Source organism: Mesorhizobium sp. B2-3-12, assembly GCF_006442205.1.
Taxonomy (GTDB): domain Bacteria; phylum Pseudomonadota; class Alphaproteobacteria; order Rhizobiales; family Rhizobiaceae; genus Mesorhizobium.
In genome coordinates, this window is sequence record NZ_VFVR01000001.1 from 721686 (window position 1) to 744609 (window position 22924).

A 22924-nucleotide genomic window follows, 5' to 3' on the forward strand; every position below is an offset into this window, starting at 1 on the left:
CATGGCCGCCTACGACTACATCCATGACGGCAACGCGATCTACGAGCGCTCCTTCGCCATCATCCGCGCCGAGGCCGATCTCTCGCGCTTCTCGGAGGCCGAGGCCGATGTCGCCATCCGCATGATCCATGCCTGCGGCCAGGTCGAAGCCGCCAGGAATTTTGTCTTCTCCCCCGATTTCGTCGTCGCCGCGCGCAAAGCGCTTGCCGACGGCGCGCCGATCTTCTGCGACGCGGAAATGGTCTCCCATGGCGTCACCCGCGCCCGCCTGCCGGCCGGCAACGAGGTGATCTGCACCTTGCGCGACCAGCGCACGCACGACATCGCGAGCGAGATCGGCAACACCCGTTCCGCCGCCGCGATCGACCTGTGGGGCGAGCGCATGGCCGGTTCGGTGGTCGCGATCGGCAATGCGCCAACCGCGCTCTTCTACCTGCTGGAGAAGCTGCGCGACGGCGCGCCGAAGCCCGCTGCCATCATCGGCATGCCGGTCGGGTTCGTGGGCGCGGCCGAATCCAAGGACGCGCTGGCCGAGAATTCCTACGGCGTGCCCTACGCCATCGTGCGCGGCAGGCTCGGCGGCAGCGCCATGACCGCCGCCGCGCTCAATTCGCTGGCGAGGCCCGGCCTGTGAACGCGCTTCCCAAAGGCCGCCTCGTCGGTGTCGGTACCGGTCCCGGCGATCCAGAATTGTTGACGCTGAAGGCCGCGCGCGTCCTAGCCGAGGCCGATGTCGTGGCCTATTTCGCCAAGCGCGGCAACAACAGCAACGCGCGCGCCATCGTCGAGGCGCGCTTCCGGCCCGACATGCTGGAACTGCCGCTGCTCTATCCCGTGACTACCGAGATCGACAAGGATCACGACGACTACCGCTCGCAGATCGCGGGTTTCTACGAGGAGTCGGCCAAGAGAGTCGCCGAGCACCTCGACGCCGGCAAAATGGTGGCCGTCCTGTCCGAGGGCGATCCACTGTTCTACGGCTCCTACATGCATCTGCATGTGCGCCTCTCCCATCGCTTTCCGACCGAGGTCATCCCCGGTATCACCGCCATGTCCGGCTGCTGGTCGCAGACCGGGGTGCCGATCGTCCAGGGCGACGACGTGCTGACCGTTCTGCCGGGCACGATGAGCGAGTTCGAGCTGACCCGGCGCCTCGCCGACACCGATGCCGCCGTCATCATGAAGGTCGGCCGCAATCTGCCCAAGATCAGGCGCGCGCTGGAGGCGACCGGCAAGCTGACGCGCGCCGTCTATGTCGAACGCGGCACCATGGCCGGCAGCGTTTCGATGCGGCTCGCCGACAAGCCGGATGACAAGGCGCCCTATTTCGCCATCGTGCTGGTCGCCGGCTGGTCCGGCAAGCCGGGAGCGCAGGCATGAGCGGCCGTCTTACCGTCATCGGCCTCGGCCCCGGCAATGCCGACCAGGTCACGCCGCAAGCCAGCCGCGCTGTCGCCGAGGCGAAATTCTTCTACGGCTACAAGCCTTATCTCGACCGGCTTGACCTGCGCCCCGACCAGACCCGCGTCGCCTCCGACAATCGCGAGGAGCTCGCCCGCTCCAAGGACGCCTTGGTCAAGGCCGCCGAGGGCCACGATGTCGCCGTGGTGTCCGGCGGCGATCCCGGCGTCTTCGCCATGGCCGCCGCCGTCTGCGAGGCGATCGAGGCCGGTCCGGCCGAATGGCGTGCGGTCGATGTCGCCGTCGTGCCGGGAGTCACCGCCATGCTGGCGGTCGCCGCCCGCATCGGCGCGCCGCTCGGCCACGACTTCTGCGCCATCTCGCTGTCCGACAATCTGAAGCCGTGGGATTTGATCGAGCTGCGTCTGCTGGCGGCGGCCGGCGCCGGCTTCGTCATCGCGCTCTACAACCCGATCAGCAAGGCGCGTCCCTGGCAGCTTGGCCGCGCCTTCGAATGCCTGTCCGCCATCCTGCCCGGCACGACGCCGGTGATCTTCGGCCGCGCCGCCGGCCGCCCGGACGAGCGCATCGAGGTGTTCCTGCTGGCCGACGTCGACGCACAAAAGGCCGACATGGCGACCTGCATCATCATCGGTTCGCCGGAAACCCGCATCATCAAGCGCGGCGACAAGCCGGCGCTGGTCTACACGCCGCGCTCGTCCACGGGTGGTCAAAAAAAATGATCGACCATCGCGGCCAGCGCTTCTACGGTTTCAGCCGAGGGAACGTCCGGCAGGACGGGCCTGCGGACCATGATCACCTCGATGCCGAGCGCCCGCGCGGCAGCAATCTTGCCATAGGTGGCCGCGCCGCCGCTGTTCTTGGACACGACGACATCGATGCGATGGTTTTCGAGCAGCATGCGCTCATCGGTCTCACCAAACGGTCCGCGCGCCAGCAGATAGTCGGCGTCGGGCACACCCAGCTTCGGCTCGACCGGATCGACGCTACGGATGAGATAGTGGTGCTGGGGCGCTGCCTCGAAGGCGGCGACCTCCTGGCGGCCAAGCGCCAGAAACACACGGCGCGGCACATCGCCAAGCGCCCGCGCCGCGTCGGCGACACTGTCAACCTCGAGCCAGCGGTCGCCTTCAACGGCGTCCCACCCCGGGCGCCGCAAGGCAAGGATCGGCACGCTGGTTTTGCGCGCGGCAATTGCCGCATTGGCGGAGATTCGCGCCGCGTAGGGATGCGTGGCATCGATCAGCAGCCCCGTGTTCGTTTCACGGAGATAAGCGGCCAGGCCATCGGCGCCGCCAAATCCTCCACTTCGCACGGGCACGCCTTGCGCCACGGGGCTTTCGGTGCGGCCAGCCAGCGAAAGCGTGACCGAGGCATGCGCCGCCAGTTTTCCAGCCAGCTGCCGGGCTTCGGTGGTGCCGCCGAGGATCAGAATGCGGTGGGTCATCATGCCTGCTGAGGGTCCGCGCGCCGCCAAGCCCGACCCGAGATGGCTCACGATCGTCGGCATCGGCGAGGACGGTTTAGCGGGTCTCGGCGACAAGGCCAAGCGGCGGATCGCCGACGCCGAGTTCATCTTCGGCGGCAAGCGGCATCTGGCGCTGGTTGCTTCCTTCGCCAAGGGCAAGCCCTGCCCCTGGCCGATTCCGTTCGATGCCGGGATGGCCGATGTCCTGGCGCTGGCCGGCAGGAACGTCTGCGTGCTCGCTTCCGGGGATCCGTTCTTCCATGGTGTCGGCGCCACCCTCGCCCGCAAGGTCCAGCCACGGGAAATGCATGTCATGCCGGCGCCGTCGGCCATTTCGCTGGCCGCCGCGCGGCTCGGCTGGGCGCTGCAGGATATCGAGACCATCTCGCTGCATGGCCACCCGATCGACCTGATTCGCCCGCTGCTGCAGCCCAACGCACGCATCCTGGCGCTGACCTCCGACGGCTTTGCTCCGGCGGCAATTGCGCGCCTGCTCGCCGAACTCGACTTCGGCGCGTCGCGGCTGACGGTGCTGGAGGCCTTGGGCGGGCCGAAGGAAACATTGCGCGCAGCGCGTGCCGATGCCTTCGATCTGGAAAACATCAACCCGCTCAATGTGCTGGCCATCGAGCTTGATTCAAATCCGCAGGCGCGCATCCTGCCTCGGACGTCGGGGCGCGCCGACCATCTGTTCGAACATGACGGTCAGATCACCAAACGCGAAATCCGCGCCGTCACTCTGTCGGCGCTGGCGCCGAGGCGCGGCGAATTGCTGTGGGATATCGGCGCCGGCTCAGGCTCTATCGGCATCGAATGGATGCTCGCCCACCCTTCACTGCGCACCATCGCCATCGAGGCCGACACGGCCCGCGCCACCCGCATCGGCCACAATGCCGTTGCCTGCGGTGTTCCTGGACTGGTCGTTATCGAAGGCACCGCCCCCAAGGCATTGGCCGGGCTGGAGACGCCGGATGCGATCTTCATCGGCGGCGGCGGCAGCGACGCCGGCGTCTTGAACGCCGCCATCAAGGCGCTGCGCAGTGGCGGCCGTCTCGTCGCCAACGCGGTGACGCTGGAGATGGAAGCCCTGCTTCTCGGCCAGCACACCAAGCGCGGCGGCGATCTTATCAGGATAAACATCTCCCGCGCTTCGCCGGTCGGCTCGATGCAGGCGTGGCGGCCGGCCATGCCTGTCACGCAATGGAGCTGGGTGAAACCATGATGGTCGCGGGCATCGGCAGCCGAAAGGGCGTGAGCGTCGAGGAAGTGCTCGCGGCGATAGAAACCGCGCTCGAAGCGCATGGGCTGGCAATGGCAGCGCTGTCAGCCTTGGCGACGACCGAGTTCAAACGCAACGAAGAGGCCATCTTCGCCGCCGGCCGTGAACTGAACCTCCCCGTGATAGTGGTGGATGTCGCTGGCTCCGAACCGCCGCTCCCCCTCACCCAGCCTCCGCTTCGCTCGGCTGACCTCTCCCCGAGGGGAGAGGAGATTGCAAACGCCGCCGCCCGTCTCTTCTCCCCCACGGGGAGAAGGTGGCCCGAAGGGCCGGATGAGGGGGCGGCCTCGCTCAACCTCTCGCAGCGTCTCGCCGGCACGCCATCGGTGTCCGAAGCTTCGGCCCTCGCGGTCGCCGGCGCCGGCGCAAAACTGGTCGGCCCCCGCACGGTGCTCGGCGCGGTCACCTGCGCCATCGCCATCAGCGGAGACGCGCCATGACCGTCCATTTCATTGGCGCCGGTCCAGGTGCCGCCGACCTCATCACGCTGCGCGGTGCCAGGCTTTTGGCAAGCTGCCCGGTCTGCCTCCATGCCGGCTCCATCGTCGCGCCCGAATTGCTGCAACACTGCGCCCCGGGAACAAAACTGATCGACACCGCGCCGATGTCGCTCGACGAGATCGAGGCTGCCTGTCTCGATGCCCATAAGGCCGGCCATGACGTTGCCCGTCTGCATTCCGGCGACCTGTCGGTGTGGAGCGCTGTCGCCGAGCAGATCCGCCGGCTGGAAAAGCATGGCATCCCCTACACGCTGACGCCGGGCGTGCCTTCTTTCGCCGCGGCGGCCGCCGCGCTTCGCCGGGAACTGACCATTCCCGAAGTCGCGCAGAGCCTGGTGCTGACCCGCGTCTCCGGCCGCGCTTCGAAAATGCCGCCTGGCGAAACGCTGGCCGGTTTCGGCCGCACCGGCGCCACGCTGGCCATTCATCTGGCCATCCACGCCATCGACCGCGTGGTCGCCGAACTGACGCCGCATTATGGCGGCGATTGCCCGGTCGCCATCGTCTTTCGCGCCTCCTGGCCTGATGAGCGCGTGCTGACCGGGACGTTGGAGACCATCGAGGCACAGCTCGCCGCCGATCCGATGGAACGCACGGCGCTCATTTTTGTCGGCCGTTCGCTGGCGGCGGAGGGCTTTGGCGAGAGTTCATTGTACGACGCTCATTATCAGCGGCGTTTTCGCGGACGGGACGGATTGTGAGCGGCAGCACTGGAAATAAAGGCGAAAACGCCACGCTCGAACAGGCGCTCGCGCGGCTGAACTTCAAGCCGCGTCCGCTTGAGCCGGGCCATGTCTGGCTGGCCGGTGCCGGCCCCGGCGATCCCGGCTGCCTGACCCTGGAGGTGCTGGCGGCACTGGCCGAAGCGGACGCACTGGTCTACGACGCGCTGGTTTCGCCAGATGTGGTCGCGGTTGCCGGAAACGCCGAGCTTTTCTTCGCGGGAAAACGCGGCGGCCAGCCCTCGATGAAGCAGGACGACATCACCGCTCTGCTGGTGCGGCTGGCGCGTGAAGGCCGGCGTGTCGTACGCCTGAAAGGCGGCGATCCCTATATTTTCGGCCGTGGCGGCGAAGAGGCGCTGGCGCTGGCGCGCGAAAATATCCCGTTTCGTGTGCTGCCGGGCCTGACCTCGGGCCTCAGCGCGCTGGCCGCCACCGGCATCCCGGCCACCATGCGCGGCATCAACAAGGCGGTCATTCTGGCCACCGGCCACGCCGCCGGCACGGATGACGACATCGATTGGGCGGCGATCGCCCGCACCGGCCAGCCGGTCGTCGTCTATATGGGCATGGCCAACCTGCCTGTCATAGCGGCCGCCCTGCTCGATGGCGGGCTGGCGCCATCGACGCCGGCGGCGGTGATCGTCGCCGCGACGACGCCGCGGGAACGGACCGTCGTCGCCACGCTCGCCACCATTGCCGAGGCAGCGGCGGCGGCCGGGCTCGCCTCGCCGGCATTGATCGTCGTCGGCGGCATCGTCGCCATGCGCGCGGCACTGGCGGGCGGAGCATGACGGCGCGCGCGATCATCATCGGTGCGCCACGCTCCGGCTCGGGCAAGACCAGCGTCACCATCGGCATTTTGCGCGCGCTGACCCGACGCGGCCTGAAGGTGCGCGGCGCCAAATCCGGCCCCGACTATATCGACCCCGGCTTCCACACCGCCGCCACAGGCCTGTCCGGCGTCAACCTCGACAGCTGGGCGATGTCGCCCTCGCTGCTCAACGCGCTGGCCGCGCAGGCCGCCGACGATACCGACTTCGTTATCCTCGAAAGCGCCATGGGCCTGTTCGACGGCATCCCGGCCGCGCCGGGGCGCACCGGGTCGGCCGCCGATCTGGCGCGGCTCTACGGCCTGCCGGTGCTGCTGGTGCTCGACGTGTCGGGCCAATCGACCACGGCGGCGGCCGTCGCCAAGGGCTTTGCCACTTACGACCCGCATGTGCGCATGGCCGGTGTCGTGCTCAACCGGCTGGGCAGCGAGCGCCACCGGCGGCTCTCCGGCGACGCCATCGAGGCGATCGGACTGCCCGTCGTCGGCGCTATTTTGCGCGATCCCACGCTCAATTTGCCCGAGCGCCATCTCGGCCTCGTCCAGGCCGGCGAATATGATGACCTGATGGCGCATCTCGACCGGCTGGCCGACATGGCGGAGAAGTCGCTCGACCTCGATGCCGTCATGGCGCTGGCAACACCGCTCGCCCCGGCAATTGGCGACTTCGCCGACGCGCTGCGGCCGCCCGGCCAACGCATCGCGCTGGCCGAGGATGCCGCCTTCACTTTCCTCTATCCGCATGTTGCTGCGTCCTGGCGCAAGGCCGGCGCGGAAATCGTGCCGTTCTCGCCGCTCGCCGACGCAGCGCCCGACGAGGAGTGCGATGTCTGCTGGCTGCCCGGCGGCTATCCCGAGCTTCACGCCGGCCAACTTGCCGCCGCCACGAATTTCGATGCCGGCATGACGCGGTTCGCCGCGACAAAACCCGTCCATGGCGAGTGCGGTGGCTTCATGGTGCTCGGCGAAGCATTGGAGGACGCCGAAGGCACGACGCACAAGATGCTCGGCCTGCTCGGTCATTCCACCAGCTTCGCCAAACGCAAGATGAATCTCGGCTATCGCGAGGCGCGGCTGCGCGCCGATTGCCCGTTGGGCGCTCAGGGCGCGCTGATCCGGGGCCACGAGTTCCACTATGCGCAGATGACGGCGACCGGCAATGACGAGCCGCTGGCCGACCTCGCCGATGGCCAGGGCAATCCGCTCGGCGCTTCCGGTTACCGGCGCGGCCATGTCAGCGGCACCTTCTTCCACGCGATTGCACGGGCCTAAACCATGAAGCTCCCAAGAATCGCGCTGTCGCCTCGGCAAATCCTCGATGACATCGCCCTCTGCCTGGTCTTCTTCACCCGCCTGCCGCTGCCCGTCTTCGATTTTCGCGGCCGCAACCTCGCCGCCGCGATCTGGGCCGCACCCATTGCCGGCCTCGTCGTCGGCCTGATCGGCGCGATCGTCTTTGCCACGGCGGAGCGGTTTGGCCTTGCCATGGGACCGGCGGCCGCCCTTGCCCTTGTGGCAACCGTGCTCGCCACGGGCTGCCTGCACGAGGATGGACTGTCTGACGCCGCCGATGGCTTCGGCGGCGGCAAGTCGCGCGGACGCAAGCTCGAGATCATGCGCGACAGCCGCATCGGCGCCTATGGCGCCATGGCGCTGGTCCTGTCGCTGCTGCTTCGCTGGAGCGCGCTGTCGCAAGTCGTCGAACCCACGCAGGCTCTGTTTGCTCTCGTGGCCGCGCATGCGGCCTCGCGCGGCGTGCTCGGCGCCTTCATGCATCTTCTGCCCCCGGCGCGATCCGACGGTCTGTCGGCCGGCGCCGGCACGGTATCGCTCGACACGGCCATGGCCGGCGCCGTGCTCGGCGCGATCCCGCTTCTCTTGCTTGGCCCCGGCGGCGCCATAGCCGCGCTGATCCTGCTCGGCCTGCTGTTTGCCGCCTTCCATGCGCTTTGCCTCAACCAGATCGACGGCCAGACCGGCGACACGGTTGGCGCCTTGCAGCAGGTGAGCGAAATCGCCGTGCTTCTCGTCGCTTCCGTTGCGCTTTCCTGATCCCTTCGCCTTGATTCCTTTCCGGAGACCTTGCCCCATGCCCTTCAATTCCCTCGATGAACTGCGCGCCGCCTGCCTCGACCTGCCCGCCGGCAGCGATACAGCTGCCAATGCGGTCGCCCGCCGCCAGGACACGCTGACCAAGCCGCAAGGCAGCCTCGGCAGACTCGAATCGATCGCCGCGTGGCTGGCGCGCTGGCAGGGCCGCGACATGCCCAGGCTCGACCGGGTGAAAGTCTTCGTCTTCGCCGGCAATCACGGCGTCACCGCGCAAGGCGTGTCGGCCTACCCTTCGGAAGTCACCGTGCAGATGGTGGCGAATTTTGCTGGCGGCGGTGCCGCCATCAACCAACTCGCCCGCATCGCCGGCGCCGAACTCGACGTCATCCCGCTCGATCTCGACCAACCCACGGGCGACTTCACGCAGACATCGGCGATGGACGAGAAAGCCTTTCTCGCCGCGGTTTCCGCCGGCTATGACGCCGTGACTGATGATCTCGACCTCGTCTGTTTCGGTGAAATGGGCATCGGCAACACCACGCCGGCCGCCGCGATTTCGGCCGCCTTGTTCGGCGGCGGCGCGGAAAAATGGACCGGGCGCGGCACCGGCGTCGACGCTGCCGGTCTGAAGCGCAAGGTGGTCGCCATCGAGGCCGGCATCAAGCGCCATGCCGCCGTCCTTGCCGATCCGCTGGCGGTCGCGGCCAGCCTCGGCGGACGCGAACTCGCCGCCATCTTTGGCGCCACGCTCGCCGCACGGCATCTCGGCATACCCGTGCTGCTCGACGGCTTCGTCTGCACCGCCGCCGCCGCTCCCCTGGCGAAGCTGCACCCGACCGGCCTCGCCCACACGATCGCCGCCCACGTCTCCGCCGAATCGGGCCATCGCGGCCTGCTCGAAGCGCTCGAACTGCCGCCGCTGCTCGATCTCGGCATGCGGCTCGGTGAAGGCTCCGGCGCTTGCCTCGCCGTCAACATCGTGCGCTCGGCGCTGGAGTGCCATGCGAAGATGGCGAGCTTTGCCGAGGCAGGCGTTTCGGAGAAATAAGCGCTCGCAGGGGCGTGGTGAGCCCCGGGCCATTCACACAACAAAAAAGCCTCGCCGAAGCGAGGCCTTGCAAGAGGTACGGTCCGAAATCAGAATTTGTAGCTAAGTCCAACACGGACATCGTTGGTAGTAAGATCAACTCTGGCAGCCTGCGTCGTGAAGATGAACGGCGTAGATTGCGATTGACGGCCATAGTCGGAGTAGCGGTATTCGACGCGCGCAATCAAATTGTCGGTCACGGCATATTCAAGTCCGGCACCTGCCGTCCAACCAACCATGGTATCGCTGATCTCGCTTGGAGGAGAACCTAGAAAAGGGGAAAGACTGGTTCCGGCGGAATATTTACCGATCGCCAGACCGCCGGTTACAAATGGCAAGAAACGATCGAATGCGTAGCCTGCACGCAGGCGTGCCGATCCGAACCATTTCAAATCACTGCTTGCGAAGGCAGGGGGAGGAAACCCAGAAAACGTATTGTCCGCCTTGGCGCTGGCGAAATTGGCATCCGCTTCAACGCCTATGACATAGTTACCATCGAACTGGTAGTTATAGCCAACGTATGCGCCCCCAAAGGCGCCTTTAGGATTGAGTGAGGCGCTAGTGTAGGGGGGGCCAGCCGGAGACCCCGCGCTGTCGTAAGTTGAACTTCCCCAAACGTACCCCGCCTCCGCACCTACATAGACGCCGGTCCAGTCATAAGCCACAGGCTCGGTCGGTTGGGGGGAGAGGTCCGCCGCCAAAGCGGGGGTGGCAATCACCAACGAGGCAAGAAGGGCAAGTTTGAGTGCGCGCATCCTGATCCCCGGGAGCAAAGCGATGAGTCAGGCTTAGCTTGGTTTTCCAACAAACCATGTAACCCGTCTGCCACAAATTGAGAAATTGTTCTTCTTGGTCCGGCTTGCGCCCCCATGCCCAACAGCAGCGCTGACACGGTCGCGAACCGGTTCCGATTAGCTTGTAGCAGTCGGCGGCCAATCCAGGCTCGTGCCACCATCGACGCATACCAAAGACGCGTCAACGCGTCTCTGGTACCAAGGTCTTCCACCAATTTTCTTGAAAATTTGGTGGGTGCGCACAGGATTGAACTGTGGACCCGCTGATTAAGAGTCAGCTGCTCTACCAACTGAGCTACGCACCCACTCGGCCGGCAAAAACCGGCGTTGGCGGGCATATAGCCGCCGATGCCGGTCCTGTCCAGCCCTGCTGGAATCATTTCCCGACAAATCGCATCAAGCCTTGTCGTGCCGGGAAAAAATGCAGCTGCGATCAGACGAAAAGCTTGCCTTCCGCCACCTTGATCGCATTGCCGCCAATGCGCGCGGAGGCCAGTTTTCCGCCCTGCACGGTCAGTTCGAGGCGGATGCGCGATGGCCGGCCCATCTCCAGCCCCTGCTCGATCCACAATTGCGAAATCCCGTCCGTCGGCGCGTCGAAATGCATGATGGCGCCGGCGAAGGCCGCCGCCGCCGAACCGGTCGCCGGATCTTCATAGGACGGGGTGCCGGGCACGATCATGCGGACATGAAACGCGCTTTCGTGGTTCACCGTATCGCGGCAATAGATGTACGGGCTGGCGAAGGCCCATTCGCTCTTGCGCGGCGCCAGTTCCGACCAGGCCTGGTTGTCCAGCCGGATCCGGCCCGCCGCCTCCAGATTGGCGACCGGAATGGTCACATAGGGCACGCCAGCCGACCAGAACGCGACACGGTGATTCTCGAAGCCGATCTCGTGCGGCGCCAGGCCGAGTGCCGCGCCGATCGCCACCGGATCGGCTTGGAGCTCAAGCGGCTCGGGCAATTTCGCCAGGTCGAATTCGGCGAAGGTAGCGCCATCGTGCTGGCTCACGGCGCAGCGCACCGGACCGATGTTTTCTTCCAGCACGAAGATACCGGCGCCACCCTCGCCGGCCAGTTCCGCCAGCGCGATCGCCGAGCCGACGGTCGGATGCCCGGCGAACGGCATTTCATAATCCGGCGTGAAGATGCGGATGCGGTTTTTATGCTTGGGTTTGTCCGGCGGCAGCACGAAGACCGATTCGGACAGGTTGAACTCGCGTGCGATGGATTGCATCGCGGCGGTGTCGAGACCCTTGCAATCCAACACCACGGCCAGCGGATTGCCGGCCAGTCGCTCGGTCGTAAACACGTCGTAAAGCAAGTAATTCCGGGTTTGCATTCCTGCCTCAATCCCAACATGGGCGAAATTTAATTTGATATTCGAACCATCAAGCCTGATCTGTGCACAGATAGGGACATTGCGCATCATAGGGGTCTGGCGTGGACCAGATTGTCAATCCGCCAAAGACGGAATCGGATTCCGCCATCGAGACGGCGCTCGGTCTCGACCAGACCGGCCGGCGCAAGACGCGCCGGCGCGGCTGGCTCTATGCGTTGCTGACCCTCATCGTGCTTGCCGCCGGCCTTGGCCTCTATCAGTGGTATGCGGGAACGCCGGCCAGGATTGACTACACCACCGTACCGGCCGCCAGGGCCGACCTCACCGTCCAGGTATCGGCGACAGGCACGCTGCAGCCCCTGACCCAGGTCGATATATCGAGCGAACTGTCCGGCATCATCCGCTCGGTCTCCGCCGAGGAGAACCAGCAGGTCAAGAAGGGCGACGTGCTGGCCACACTCGATACGGTGAAACTCGAGGTCCAGATCGAACGCGCCGAGGCATCCGCCAAGGGCGCCGCTGCCAATGTCGAAGACGCCACGGTGACGCTGGCCGAGAATGAGAGCGCGCTGCTACGCGCGGCGGCCTTGACAAAACGCGGCATGGCCACCGACCAATCGCTCGAGGCGGCAACCGCCACGCGCGACCGATCCAAGGCGGCGCTCGACAGTGCGAAGGCCAATCTCGCCATCGCCCAGGCCGACCTCAAGGCGCAGCGGACCGACCTCGCCAAGAGCACGATCTACGCGCCGATCGATGGCATCGTGCTGACGCGCTCCGTCGACCCCGGCCAGACGGTCGCCTCCTCACTGCAGGCGCCGGTTCTGTTCGTCATTGCCGCCGATCTCAGGAACATGGAGCTGGTGGCGGCGGTCGACGAAGCCGATATCGGCGCGGTCAAGTCGGGCCAGCATGCCCGCTTCACCGTCGACGCTTTCCCTGACCGGCCCTTCGATGCCGAGATCCGCGACATTTCCTATGCCTCGGTCACGACGGATGGCGTCGTCACCTACAATGCGCGGCTCGAGGTCGACAACAACGAGCTTCTGCTGCGGCCCGGCATGACTGCCACCGTTTCGGTGGTCACGCGGGAGGCCAAGGGCGTGCTCACCGTGCCCTCTTCCGCGTTCCGCTATCGCCCGGCGCAGCAGGCGGCGCGCGGCTGGAGCCTGAGCGACCTGTTCACCGGCCGCATGGGGCGCGGCAACCGCCAGCGCCAGCCCGCGAAGGCACCGACCGATGGTTCCCGCACGCTCTATGTGCTGGAGAACGGGCGGCCGCGTCCCGTCAACGTCAAGATCGGCTCCACCGACGGGGAGCTGACCGAGATCACCTCCGGCCTGGACGAAGGCGCGCAGGTGATCACGGCCTCGCAGTCGCGGAGCTGACGCCATGGCCGCCGGTGCAGCCCTCATCACCTTCGACAAGGTCTGGAAGAGCTACGGCCAGGGCGAAGCCAAGGTGCATGCGCTGGCCGGCGTCGACCTTGCTATCCGGCGCGGCGAATTCGTCGCCATCATGGGTCCGTCGGGCTCCGGCAAGTCGACGGCCATGAACATCATCGGTTGCCTCGACACGCCGACCGCCGGAACCTATTCCTTCATGGGCGTCGATGCCGGCCGGCTCGACCGCAACCGCCGCGCCATGCTGCGCAACCTCTATGTCGGCTTCGTCTTCCAGGGCTACAATCTCCTGGCCCGCACCACGGCGGCCGAAAATGTCGAACTGCCGCTGATCTATCGCGGCGTTCCCGCCCGCGAGCGGCGCGACCTTGCCATGCAGGCGCTGGCCGAGGTCGGCCTCGTCGGCCGCGAGCACCACACGCCGGCTGAACTGTCGGGCGGCCAGCAGCAGCGCGTGGCGATCGCACGCGCCATCGTCACCAGGCCGACCCTGCTCGTCGCCGATGAGCCGACCGGCAATCTCGACACCGCGCGCACGCACGAGATCATGGAGCTGCTGACCCGGCTGAACAGAGAGCTTGGCCTGACCATCACCATGGTCACGCACGAGGCCGATGTCGCCGAATACGCCGAGCGCACCATCCGCTTCCTCGACGGCCATGTCGCCTCCGATTCCATGAACGTGGAAGTGGCATAGACTATGATCTGGGAAACCGTCCGCCTCTCGCTGCGCTCGATCCGCCGCAACGTGCTGCGCTCGTTCCTGACGCTGCTCGGCATCGTCATCGGCGTCGCCGCCGTCATTGCCATGCTCACCATCGGCTCCGGCACCACGCAGAAGGTTAAGGCCGACATCTCCAAGCTCGGCAGCAATCTGCTGGTCGTGCGCGCCGGCCGGCCGGCCGGTCCCGGCGGCCCGGGCGGGCTCGACCAGGCGGTGCGGCCGCTCGCCGAAAAGGACCTGGCGGCGCTGGTCGCGCATCTCACCGGCGCGCGCGCCATCTCGCCGGCCGCGCAGAAGCAGGTCCGCGTCATTTTCGGCACCGAGAGCCTGACCTCGGGCGTCACCGGCACCGACAGCGCTTATCTCGACGCGCGCGACTGGAAGCTGGTGTCCGGCCGCCCGTTCAGCGATTCCGAGACCCGCTCGGGCACCGGCGTGTGCCTGATCGGCGAGACGGTGCGCCAGCAGTTCTTCGGCGCCGGCGATCCCGAGGGCGAGATCATCCGCGTCAACCGCACCTCCTGCAGGATCATCGGCCTGCTCGAGCCTAAGGGCTATACCGGTTTCGGCCAGGACCAGGACAATGTCGTGCTGATGCCGCTCGCCGCCTATCAGCGCCGCATTGCCGGCAACCGCGACATCGACAATATCTACATCGCCGCCGACGATCGCACGCCGACCACCGAATTGCAGCCGCGTGTCGAAGACATCCTGCGCGATGCCAGGCGCATCACCCCCGACCGCGAGAGCGATTTCGGCATCCGCGACATGACCCAGATCGCCGACGCCATGGCCAGCGCCACCACCACCATGACCGGCATGCTCGGCGCGGTCGCCGGCGTCAGCCTGCTGGTCGGCGGCATCGGCATCATGAACATCATGCTGGTCTCGGTCACCGAGCGCACGCGCGAGATCGGCATCAGGCTCGCCATCGGCGCGCATGAAAAGCACATCCTCATCCAGTTCCTGGTCGAGGCGACCGTGCTGTCGCTGCTCGGCGGCATCATCGGCATCCTGCTCGGCCTGGGGCTGGCCGGCCTCGCCTCGGCGACGCTGACCATACCGTTCGCGCCGAGCCCCGCCGTGATCCTGCTCGCGGTCGGCTTTTCCGCGCTGATCGGCATGGTGTTCGGCTTCTTCCCGGCGCTACGCGGCGCCCGCCTCGATCCAATCGACGCGTTGCGGCACGAATAACGGAGTAAGCTGCAAAGCGCCCGGCACGCCGCGCCGGTTTTTACACAGCCTTCGACGTTTCCGCCCTGCCCCAGCCCTGTCGTCACTGTGTTGGCGATGTTATGCCAAGGCTTATCTGGTCGAGGAGCAGCTGATGAGCAAGAAGGCGCGCGTGGTCCTGACCATGGTGATTATCGAAGCTGTCCTGGCAGGGATCTGGTGGTATCTCGCCGATTACGGGATGACCAACCCCGATCGCGTCAAACCGGATTTCCAAGCGGTCGTCGGCCAGACCATGGGTATGGCGATGGGCGGGTTGCTGGGCGTCGGCTTCATTCTGTTTTTCGTCGCCGCGCGCAACGACCGCAAGGCGGTCAAGGGCAAGATGTTGTAAGCGGGCTATTCCGTACCCGCGAAATGCCACTCGACCAGCGGCTTCATGTGTGGCGCCAGCCCCTCCGGCAGGTCGCCGGCATGGCGGATGATCACCGGCCCCTCGATCTCCGGATCGGCTTCGGTGGCGACGAAGGCCGAGATCCGGCGCGCGATCTCGTCGGCCGGCTCGTCGACATGATAGCGGCGGAAGATGACGGTGCCGCTTGCCGTCGACAGGGCGTGCCAGCGCACACCGCGCCTGGCATCCGACAGGTCGAGGCCGGTTTCCTCGCGCACCTCGCGGATCATGTTGAAATCGACATCGACGAGACCGTCGCGGAAATCGACCGGCTCGAACGAGCCGGCTGCGAAATAGACGCTACCGGCCCCCACCGTGTGTCGTCCCATGCGGATCGCCACCAGCGCATTGTCTCCGGCCACCAGCATGGCATGGCCATAGGCATGCTCGGCGCCGGAATTCTCGCGCCGCTTGCGCCACAGCATGAAGGTCGAGTAGTTGACGGCATGGCAGCGGCCGATGAGGCGGCGGTCGCGATAGGCAAGTTCCGAAAGCAGCACCACAATGCCGTCGAACAGCGCCGGTTTGGCGGCGATCTCGCTCTGCCAGTTCGCAGCGATCGCCTCGGCATTCTCCAGTGCGAACGGGTGCGGGCCGGGGTCGAGACGGACGTCGATGGCGTCGACGGGCAGGATGACATTGCGCGGAAGATCAAAGCTCATGTCGGCTCCGCCCATCAGGCCCCATAATGCCCATCAGGCCATGTCCAGCGTGATCGCCACCGGGCAATGATCCGAGGCCTTGGGCCGGTCCCAGCCGGCGCGCGGGAAGCGCTCGACTTCCTGGCCGGCGGGAAAGATCGTGCGCCAGGGCTGGCCGTTGCGGATGATGTCGGGAACCGCCGTGGTGTTCTTCGCCGCCAGTCCCTTCGAGAGCAGGATGTAGTCGAGCTGGCACAGATGCCGCTCTTCCGGTCCGCGTGTGTGATAGAAGGTCCAGCGGTTCATCTCCGGCCGCCGCTCGACGACGTTCTCGCAGAAGTCGCCCGCCGTCAGCACATTGATGCAGGACAGGTTCTCGTCGACCACTTCGAAACGGTAGCCGTCGACCTCGTCGCCGGCGATCTTCACGCGCTGGCGGTAATCGTTCATGTCGCCGCAGATCGCCCAGCGCTTGTCGGCTGCGTGCTCCACGCCGAAACGCTCCTCGATGATGCGCCGCACGGCCTGCGCCTCGGCGACGCGCACCGGCATTGTCGCTTCGCGTCCGTCGAGCCCGTTGCGGGGCGAACCCATCGACTTGAAGTGCACGAGATAAAGCGTCATCGGCGCGCCGCCCACCTTGATGTCGACCTCCAGGCAGTCGCGCCGGAAGATGCGTTCATTGGCCTGGTTGCCGAGGGCCGCCAGCTCCGGCGTATGCATGCCGAACTGCTCGTACGTGGCATAGGCATGGCTGGTCATGCGCACGAATTCGATCGGCTGTCCCTGCGCGGTTTCGTTGCGCATCATCACGGCGACATCGATGCCGCGCGAATCATTGCCCGACGTGGTGTATTTCTGCCGGTAGCCCTGCCCCACCATCTTGAACAGGTAGCCGTACTCGAACGCCTTCAGGGCCTCGATATTGTCGACCTCCTGCATGCAGATGATGTCGGCGCGGGTGGCGGCGATGGCCAGCGCCGTCAGTTGGCGCGTGTCGTCGGACTGCGCGATGGCGCGCGCCTGTTCCAGCATCCTGTATTCGGCCTCGCTCTGGATATCGAACAGCGCCAGTGTCCGGTCCTCGTTGAGTTGGTTGCGATAGCCGGAAAAATCGAACCTGTTCATCAGGTTTTCGACATTGAAGGTGGCAAGGCGCAGCGACATGCGCTGACCTTTGCCTGCAAGAGCGCCAGAAGACAAGATCGCAGAACCACAAGCAGGGATCGATTGGTCCTGGCGGGTTCGCGCCATGGTTGACGGAACCTTTCCGTTCATCCGCCGTTCAGACGCAAAGGTCCACAGTATGCCCATTCCAGGGTAGGCGTGGGGCCTGTAGCTCTTGGAGAGTGCAATGAATTCGCTCTTTTCTTCCACTATCAAATCCGGGCTTGTAGCCCTCGGTATCGTGTCCGGCATCACGGCGCCATCCGCCGCTGGTCCGATCCTGCAGCCGGATGTGTCGATCCCGGCCAGTACCGCCGCGCCGACCATAACCCCGGTCCGCGACAGCTGGGCCGGCGGCAACAACAATGGCGGCGATTGGAGATGGCGCCGGTCCGGCAACTGGAACGGCCGCCACTGGAATGGCGGGGACAACTGGAACGGCCGTCGCCACTGGAACGGTGGCGGCAACTGGAGCCGTGGCGATGACTGGCGCTGGCGCCATGGCCGCCATCACTATCGTGGCGGACGCTACTACGATGACGGCGCCGCCGCGGTGCTCGGTCTTGGCCTGGGGCTCGGCCTCGGCAGCATGTACAACAACGGCTACTATAACGACGGCTACTATGCGCCGGCGCCGCGCCGTCACTACCGCGCCGGTCGGCTGTCGAACGCGCACGTGCAATGGTGCTACAACCGCTACCGGTCGTACCGCGCCTACGACAACACGTTCCAGCCCTATAACGGCCCGCGCCAGCAATGCTATTCGCCCTATAGCTGAGCTGCCCGCGGCTGATGCCGGAAATGAAAACGGCGCCACGTGGCGCCGTTTTCTATTGATCGCGAAACGTGGATCGGCTCAGTTCTTGGCCTTATCGACCAGCTTGTTTTTGGAGATCCCCCGCGCGCCCACAGGGCGAAGCCCGAGGACGCGCAAAGCAAGAAACGTGGATCGGCTCAGTTCTTGGCCTTGTCGACCAGCTTGTTCTTGGAGATCCACGGCATCATGGCGCGCAGCTTGGCGCCGACTTCCTCGATCTGGTGGCTGTCATTGTTGCGGCGGATGCCCTTGAAGCGCGACATGCCGGCGCGGTATTCCTGCATCCACTCCGAGGTGAATTTTCCCGTCTGGATGTCCTTCAGCACGCGCTTCATCTCGGCCTTGGTCTCGGCGGTGATGATGCGCGGACCCGAGACATACTCGCCCCACTCGGCGGTGTTCGAGATCGAGTAGTTCATGTTGGCGATGCCGCCTTCATAGATCAGGTCGACGATCAGCTTCACTTCATGCAGGCACTCGAAATAGGCCATTTCCGGCGCGTAGCCGGCTTCCACCAGGGTCTCGAAGCCGGCGCGGATCAGTTCGACCAGGCCGCCGCACAGCACGACCTGCTCGCCGAACAGGTCGGTCTCGCATTCCTCGCGGAAATTGGTCTCGATGATGCCCGAACGACCGCCGCCGACGCCGCAGGCGTAGGAGAGAGCGAGGTCGAGCGCATTGCCCGAGGCGTCCTGGTTGACGGCGACCAGGCACGGCACGCCGCCGCCCTTCTGGTATTCGCCGCGAACCGTGTGGCCCGGGCCCTTCGGCGCGATCATGACGACGTCGACGGTCGACTTCGGCTCGATCAGGCCGAAATGAACGTTGAGACCATGCGCGAAGGCAATCGCGGCGCCGTCACGGATGTTCGGCGCGATTTCATTCTTGTAGATGTCGGCCTGCAATTCGTCCGGCGTCGCCATCATCATCAGGTCGGCCCATTTGGCGGCGTCGGCGACGCTCATCACCTTGAGCCCGTCGGCCTCGACCTTCTTGGCGGTCGCCGAGCCGGCCTTGAGGCCGATGGCAATCTCCTTGGCGCCGGAATCCTTGAGGTTGAGCGCATGCGCCCTGCCCTGGCTGCCATACCCGATGATGGCGACCTTCTTGCCCTTGATCAGATTGAGATCGGCATCACGATCGTAATAGACGCGCATTTTACTTCCTTCCCGTTTTTTAGATCAGAGGCCTTGCGGCCCGGTTTTTGCTCCGAAAAGAGCGAGAAACTGCTGCGTCGCGCGGATGGCATCGCCGCCGATCGCCGCCTCAGTCAATTCCAGCCTGTCGCCGAGCAGCAGACGGATCTGCACATCGCGGCCAACCAGCCCGAAAAAGGTACGGAACGCCGTCTCGGCATCCCCGAATTCAAGCAGCCCGGCCTGCCGGCCGGCTTCAAGCACCGGCTTCAGCCGCTTGGCCAGTGCAAAGCGCCCATTCTCCAGCACGACGGCGCCGAGATTGTCCTTGCCTGAACCCGCATGGCTTACCGCCACCCGGTTGAGCGCGATCGAGGTGTCGCTGGAGATCACCTTGAGCCAGTCGGAGGCAAACCGCTCCAGGGTTGCCGTCAGCGAGGCAAGGTCGAGCCCCCTGCCGTCGACCGAAGCCACCCGCACCTTCGACGCCTGCCACTGCACCGTTGCCGTCAACAGCCCGTCACGGCCGCCGAACCATTTGTAGAGCGTTTCCTTGGAACAGCTCGCCCGGCGCGCCACGGCGGTCATGGTCAGATTGTCGCCCTCCTCGACCAGCAGCCGCAGCGCCGCATCCAGAACGGCCTGCTGCCGCTCCGTCAACGCCTCGCTGTTGTCGATGTCGGCCACGCCGTGCAACACGCTCTTCCCTCGGCAGACAAAAGCAGGTCGGCTAAGTCGCCTGCCGTACCGTACGTTACGGTTCGGCTTATTGCGCAATCCAATGATCGGCGCAAGGGCAGAGAAGAAAAATATCTGCTGGCGTCCCGCGCAGCCGCGCAATGCGAATGCTCAGTCCCCGGCAGGCGGATGACGCAGCCGGCCAAGCAGGGCCGACACCATGCTCAGTTCGTCGGGCGAGAGCTTGGCGCCAACCAGTTCGGCGATTGACCGTCCGTAGACCGCCCACATCCGGCGGCGCGTCTCACGTCCCTTGGCGGTGATGCGGATGGTCTGGCCGCGGCCGTCATCAGCCACCGGGAGTTTCTCGACCAGCCCGTCGGCTTCGAGCCGGGCCAACAGCCGCGAGATGTTGTATTGCGCAAACAAGGTGCGCTCGATCAACTGAAACGGCCGCAAACCGCCCTCGCCGGCCTCGGCGAGTTCGTGCAGCACGTCGTACCAGGCGAGCGGCGGCAGACCGCCCTCTTTCAGCGCCTCCTCGGCACGTTCTATCAGTTGGCGCGACACCCGCATCAGGCGGGCCCAGGCCTTGATGGCATCAGGCGCAGGCATGGCTCTCTCTGTCATGACCGCACCATAAGAGATAGATGCAAATGCATCAAGCTTGACGATCGATGTGCATGCATCTACATAGATGCAACTGCATCAATTTATCGAGGAGCAATCCGATGAACCATACCGACACCCTCATTCTCGTCAGCCACCCTCTCTGCCCCTTCGTCCAGCGTGCGGCGATTTCGCTGACCGAGAAAGGCGTGCCGTTCGAGCGCGTCGACATCGACCTCGCCGACAAACCGAACTGGTTCAAGGCGATCTCGCCGCTGGGCAAGGTGCCGCTGCTGCGCGTCCGGCGAAATGGCGACGAGACGGTGATCTTCGAATCCGCGGTCATCCTCGAATTGCTCGAGGAGACACAGGCCAACCCCCTCCACCCCGCCGATGCCTATGCCAGGGCCCGGCACCGTGCCTGGATCGAGTATGGCTCGGCCATCCTCAACGCCATCGGCCGGTTCTATTCAGCGCCGAGCGAGGCCGGCTTCCTCGCCGAGGCCAGCGCGCTGTCGGCGATGTTCGACCGCCTCGAGGCTGAACTCGCCGACGATGCGCCGCGCAGTGGGCCGTGGTTCGCCGGCGACCGCTTTTCGTTCGTTGATGCGGTCTTCGGACCCGTTTTCAAATATCTCGACGCCTTCGACCGGATCGGCGATTTCGGCATCCTGGACGGCAAGCCGCGCGTCCAGGCCTGGCGCAGAGCGTTAGGCGACCGTCCCTCGATCCGGCAAGCCGTGGCGCCGGACTATCCGCAGCGCCTGCATGCGTTCCTGCGCGCCAAGGGCTCTTTTCTATCGAGCCTCATCCGGCAAGCTGATCCGGCCACTGCGCCTCGGCAAGCCCTGCCCGCCTGAAAGGATCGATCGCGGTGCCCGCCACCATCGAGGCAAGGAATTGCGGCGCCGGCGGGATTTTTGCGATGGTCGCCACCAGCCTGTCGCGAATGAAAGGCAGCGCCACGGAATCCGACTGGTAGAAGGGCGTGAACGCCAGCGACAGCGCCTGGAAGGTCCGCACATGCCAGCGCCGCGCCTTGGCATAGGCTTCCAACGCGGCTTCCACGACGTCCGTTCGCGCCAGCGCATGGCTGAGCGCGGCGGCGTCGAGCAGCGCCATGTTGGCGCCCTGGCCGAGCTGCGGACTGGTCGAGTGCGCGGCATCGCCGATCACGGCCAACCGCCGGCCGACCGGAAGCTTCATCGTGTGGTGGCCATAGCGGGCCAGCGAGAGCTGGTCGAAACTGTCGATCTGGCTGGTAAACGCCTCGGCCCGCGGCCACAGCCGCACCACCCTTGCCTTCCAGGCGTCGAGGCCCTGGCCACGCACCGCGTCGACATCATCAGGCTTCAGGCTCCAGAAGAAGGCCGCCATCTTCTGCGCACCCGGTTCCGGCCGGCCGATCGGCAGCACGCCGATCATCACGCTGGCCTTGTCATAGCGCTGCAAAAGCGCGTGCTCGTCAAAACCCTCGCCGCGCCACTTGAGCGACGCCCAGAACGCGCCATAGGGGAGCGGCCTTGGCTCGCCGGGATTGCCGACGCTCCGCCGCAATTTCGAGCGCGCGCCGCTGGCGTCGACGACCAGATCGAACGGCCCTGCCCTTCGCCCATCGCCACGGATCAGCGTTGCCCGTTCACCAGCCTCCAGCGTCTCGATCTCGACTCCGGTCTCGATGGCGATCGCCTCGCGCTGCGCCGCACGAAAAAGCACACCGAACAGGGCCGCCCGATGCACAGCCAGACCGAACCGGCCGCCGCGCTGAGCGTCGTAGCGGACATCGAGCACGGTGCGGCCGCTCGAAGCATCGGCGCCATGCAGCCGGTCGATCCTGCTGCCCAGCGCCATGATGTCGTCGAGCAGGCCGAGATCGGCGAGCACCGTCAGCCCGGTCGGCTGCAGGATCAGCCCCGATCCGACCGGCTTCGGCTCCGCGAAGCGCTCGAAAATGGTGACGCGGTGACCGGCCCGCTTGAGATAGAGCGCCATGGCCAGTCCCGCCGGGCCGGCGCCTGCAATTGCGATATCGTAGGAAATGCCGTTCCCCCAAGCCGAATTGGCCGGACAATCCTTCAGCCGCCTGACGAAATCAAGTCGCGACGGAGCGCTAGCCGCCTGGGTTCAAGCCTGCGGCGTCGAAACCAGCCCGCGCCTCGCGCACAGCGTCGTGGTTGTTTTCAGCCCACTGCAACAGATGCTGCAAAGCGTCGAACATCGAGCGTCCAAGCTCGGTCAGGCTGTATTCGACGCTGGGCGGCTTGGTCGGGAACACTTCGCGGTGCACATAGCCGTCGCGCTGCAGATCATAGAGCGTCTGGGTCAGCATGCGCTGCGAGATATCGGGAACCAGCCGCCGCAGCTCGCCGAAGCGATAGGGCTGCTCAGCCAGGGCCGCTGTCAGCAGCGAACTCGATTTGCCATTGAGTCCCTGGATGACGTCGCGGACCGGGCAATCGGCAATGTTTCCTCCGTCGGTCATCGCTTTGTAGACTTCGAGTCTGGACCTCAGTTTTACGAGCGAGCTGTCCATGGCTGGTTCCCTGCGTGTGCCTACCTCCCGAAAAACTGCCTTCTTTACGGCAGTGGGTCAATTCCTATTTTAGTGCTGGTCTCTTTTTGAG

26 protein-coding genes and 1 tRNA gene are annotated in these 22924 nt (G+C 65.6%); 16 read left to right on the forward strand and 11 right to left on the reverse strand.

Translation table 11 applies throughout. The features are described from left to right. The first annotated feature begins 1 nt into the window (after position 1). The 3 genes from FJ948_RS03525 to FJ948_RS03535 are packed head-to-tail and all read left to right on the forward strand — an operon-like array spanning position 2 to position 2144. Positions 2-634, forward strand: coding sequence for a precorrin-8X methylmutase (locus FJ948_RS03525; protein WP_140701788.1), 633 nt, complete (start codon positions 2-4; stop codon positions 632-634). Beyond that, entirely contained in the window at positions 631-1380 is a 750-nt protein-coding gene (locus FJ948_RS03530) for a precorrin-2 C(20)-methyltransferase (RefSeq protein ID WP_140701789.1), read from the forward strand. Before FJ948_RS03525 ends, FJ948_RS03530 begins: the two co-directional genes overlap by 4 nt. Continuing rightward, complete coding sequence (locus tag FJ948_RS03535) at positions 1377-2144, forward strand: precorrin-3B C(17)-methyltransferase (protein WP_140701790.1); 768 nt, start codon at positions 1377-1379, stop codon at positions 2142-2144. Before FJ948_RS03530 ends, FJ948_RS03535 begins: the two co-directional genes overlap by 4 nt. On the opposite strand, the gene FJ948_RS03540 is transcribed toward FJ948_RS03535, so the two are convergent. Then, on the reverse strand, positions 2132-2869 hold the full coding sequence (locus tag FJ948_RS03540; protein ID WP_140702240.1) for a cobalt-precorrin-6A reductase: 738 nt from the start codon (positions 2867-2869) through the stop codon (positions 2132-2134). The genes FJ948_RS03535 and FJ948_RS03540 overlap by 13 nt on opposite strands. Before the next feature lies 1 nt (position 2870). Here FJ948_RS03540 and cbiE point away from each other — a divergent pair, with 1 nt between their 5' ends. From cbiE to cobT, 7 genes are read left to right on the forward strand one after another with little or no spacing between them, the layout of a single operon-like run. Next, the gene (gene cbiE, locus FJ948_RS03545) at positions 2871-4112 is read left to right on the forward strand and encodes a precorrin-6y C5,15-methyltransferase (decarboxylating) subunit CbiE (RefSeq protein ID WP_140701791.1); all 1242 of its coding nucleotides are present in this window, start codon (positions 2871-2873) and stop codon (positions 4110-4112) included. Then, positions 4109-4609, forward strand: a complete 501-nt coding sequence (locus FJ948_RS30490) for a cobalamin biosynthesis protein (RefSeq protein WP_246677444.1) — start codon at positions 4109-4111, stop codon at positions 4607-4609. Before cbiE ends, FJ948_RS30490 begins: the two co-directional genes overlap by 4 nt. Further along, complete coding sequence (gene cobM, locus FJ948_RS03560; RefSeq protein ID WP_140701792.1) at positions 4606-5370, forward strand: precorrin-4 C(11)-methyltransferase; 765 nt, start codon at positions 4606-4608, stop codon at positions 5368-5370. The genes FJ948_RS30490 and cobM overlap by 4 nt, the downstream gene beginning before the upstream one ends. Further along, positions 5367-6185 carry a uroporphyrinogen-III C-methyltransferase gene (cobA, locus tag FJ948_RS03565; RefSeq protein ID WP_140701793.1) on the forward strand — a complete coding sequence of 273 codons (819 nt, stop codon included), beginning with the start codon at positions 5367-5369 and terminating at the stop codon, positions 6183-6185. Before cobM ends, cobA begins: the two co-directional genes overlap by 4 nt. Beyond that, positions 6182-7495 carry a cobyrinate a,c-diamide synthase gene (locus tag FJ948_RS03570; protein ID WP_140701794.1) on the forward strand — a complete coding sequence of 438 codons (1314 nt, stop codon included), beginning with the start codon at positions 6182-6184 and terminating at the stop codon, positions 7493-7495. Before cobA ends, FJ948_RS03570 begins: the two co-directional genes overlap by 4 nt. 3 nt (positions 7496-7498) lie before the next feature. Beyond that, positions 7499-8275: an adenosylcobinamide-GDP ribazoletransferase gene (cobS, locus tag FJ948_RS03575; protein ID WP_140701795.1), complete on the forward strand. Its 777-nt coding sequence runs from the start codon at positions 7499-7501 to the stop codon at positions 8273-8275. A 37-nt stretch (positions 8276-8312) separates the two neighbouring features. After that, the gene (cobT, locus tag FJ948_RS03580) at positions 8313-9323 is read left to right on the forward strand and encodes a nicotinate-nucleotide--dimethylbenzimidazole phosphoribosyltransferase (RefSeq protein WP_140701796.1); all 1011 of its coding nucleotides are present in this window, start codon (positions 8313-8315) and stop codon (positions 9321-9323) included. Between the two features lie 89 nt (positions 9324-9412). Here cobT and FJ948_RS03585 read toward each other — a convergent pair whose 3' ends face one another. The 3 genes from FJ948_RS03585 to FJ948_RS03595 form a co-directional block, all read right to left on the reverse strand. Beyond that, on the reverse strand, positions 9413-10117 hold the full coding sequence (locus FJ948_RS03585) for an outer membrane protein (protein WP_140701797.1): 705 nt from the start codon (positions 10115-10117) through the stop codon (positions 9413-9415). Between the two features lie 268 nt (positions 10118-10385). Further along, positions 10386-10461: transfer RNA gene (locus FJ948_RS03590), tRNA-Lys, on the reverse strand. 128 nt (positions 10462-10589) lie between these two features. Continuing rightward, complete coding sequence (locus FJ948_RS03595) at positions 10590-11498, reverse strand: PhzF family phenazine biosynthesis protein (RefSeq protein ID WP_140701798.1); 909 nt, start codon at positions 11496-11498, stop codon at positions 10590-10592. 101 nt (positions 11499-11599) lie between these two features. On the opposite strand from FJ948_RS03595, the gene FJ948_RS03600 reads away from it, so the two are divergent. The 4 genes from FJ948_RS03600 (at position 11600) to FJ948_RS03615 (ending at position 15192) form a co-directional block, all read left to right on the forward strand. Next, positions 11600-12886: an efflux RND transporter periplasmic adaptor subunit gene (locus FJ948_RS03600; RefSeq protein ID WP_140701799.1), complete on the forward strand. Its 1287-nt coding sequence runs from the start codon at positions 11600-11602 to the stop codon at positions 12884-12886. Between the two features lie 4 nt (positions 12887-12890). Continuing rightward, positions 12891-13598 (forward strand): ABC transporter ATP-binding protein, encoded by a 708-nt coding sequence (locus FJ948_RS03605; protein ID WP_140701800.1) that lies wholly within the window; start codon positions 12891-12893, stop codon positions 13596-13598. Positions 13599-13601: 3 nt separating this feature from the next. Further along, positions 13602-14819 carry an ABC transporter permease gene (locus tag FJ948_RS03610; protein WP_140701801.1) on the forward strand — a complete coding sequence of 406 codons (1218 nt, stop codon included), beginning with the start codon at positions 13602-13604 and terminating at the stop codon, positions 14817-14819. 133 nt (positions 14820-14952) lie between these two features. Then, positions 14953-15192: a hypothetical protein gene (locus tag FJ948_RS03615; RefSeq protein WP_140701802.1), complete on the forward strand. Its 240-nt coding sequence runs from the start codon at positions 14953-14955 to the stop codon at positions 15190-15192. Positions 15193-15197: 5 nt separating this feature from the next. Here FJ948_RS03615 and FJ948_RS03620 read toward each other — a convergent pair whose 3' ends face one another. Together FJ948_RS03620 and FJ948_RS03625 are read right to left on the reverse strand one after the other, a co-directional pair. Then, on the reverse strand, positions 15198-15914 hold the full coding sequence (locus FJ948_RS03620) for a hypothetical protein (protein WP_140701803.1): 717 nt from the start codon (positions 15912-15914) through the stop codon (positions 15198-15200). 33 nt (positions 15915-15947) lie between these two features. Continuing rightward, on the reverse strand, positions 15948-17060 hold the full coding sequence (locus FJ948_RS03625) for an endonuclease/exonuclease/phosphatase family protein (RefSeq protein ID WP_140701804.1): 1113 nt from the start codon (positions 17058-17060) through the stop codon (positions 15948-15950). A gap of 187 nt (positions 17061-17247) precedes the next feature. On the opposite strand from FJ948_RS03625, the gene FJ948_RS03630 reads away from it, so the two are divergent. Further along, the gene (locus FJ948_RS03630; protein WP_140701805.1) at positions 17248-17838 is read left to right on the forward strand and encodes a BA14K family protein; all 591 of its coding nucleotides are present in this window, start codon (positions 17248-17250) and stop codon (positions 17836-17838) included. 176 nt (positions 17839-18014) lie between these two features. Here the strand turns inward: FJ948_RS03630 and ilvC are convergent, their stop codons facing one another. The 3 genes from ilvC to FJ948_RS03645 form a co-directional block, all read right to left on the reverse strand. After that, positions 18015-19034: a ketol-acid reductoisomerase gene (gene ilvC, locus FJ948_RS03635; protein ID WP_013531065.1), complete on the reverse strand. Its 1020-nt coding sequence runs from the start codon at positions 19032-19034 to the stop codon at positions 18015-18017. Positions 19035-19058: 24 nt separating this feature from the next. After that, positions 19059-19712 carry a TetR/AcrR family transcriptional regulator gene (locus tag FJ948_RS03640; protein ID WP_181173548.1) on the reverse strand — a complete coding sequence of 218 codons (654 nt, stop codon included), beginning with the start codon at positions 19710-19712 and terminating at the stop codon, positions 19059-19061. A gap of 150 nt (positions 19713-19862) precedes the next feature. Next, the gene (locus FJ948_RS03645; protein WP_140701807.1) at positions 19863-20321 is read right to left on the reverse strand and encodes a MarR family winged helix-turn-helix transcriptional regulator; all 459 of its coding nucleotides are present in this window, start codon (positions 20319-20321) and stop codon (positions 19863-19865) included. Positions 20322-20422: 101 nt separating this feature from the next. Here FJ948_RS03645 and FJ948_RS03650 point away from each other — a divergent pair, with 101 nt between their 5' ends. Then, positions 20423-21160, forward strand: coding sequence for a glutathione S-transferase family protein (locus FJ948_RS03650; RefSeq protein ID WP_140701808.1), 738 nt, complete (start codon positions 20423-20425; stop codon positions 21158-21160). On the opposite strand, the gene FJ948_RS03655 is transcribed toward FJ948_RS03650, so the two are convergent. After that, positions 21108-22292, reverse strand: coding sequence for an NAD(P)/FAD-dependent oxidoreductase (locus FJ948_RS03655; RefSeq protein ID WP_246677445.1), 1185 nt, complete (start codon positions 22290-22292; stop codon positions 21108-21110). The genes FJ948_RS03650 and FJ948_RS03655 overlap by 53 nt on opposite strands. A 118-nt stretch (positions 22293-22410) precedes the next feature. Then, entirely contained in the window at positions 22411-22833 is a 423-nt protein-coding gene (locus FJ948_RS03660) for a helix-turn-helix domain-containing protein (RefSeq protein ID WP_140701810.1), read from the reverse strand. Between the last annotated feature and the right edge of the window lie 91 nt (positions 22834-22924).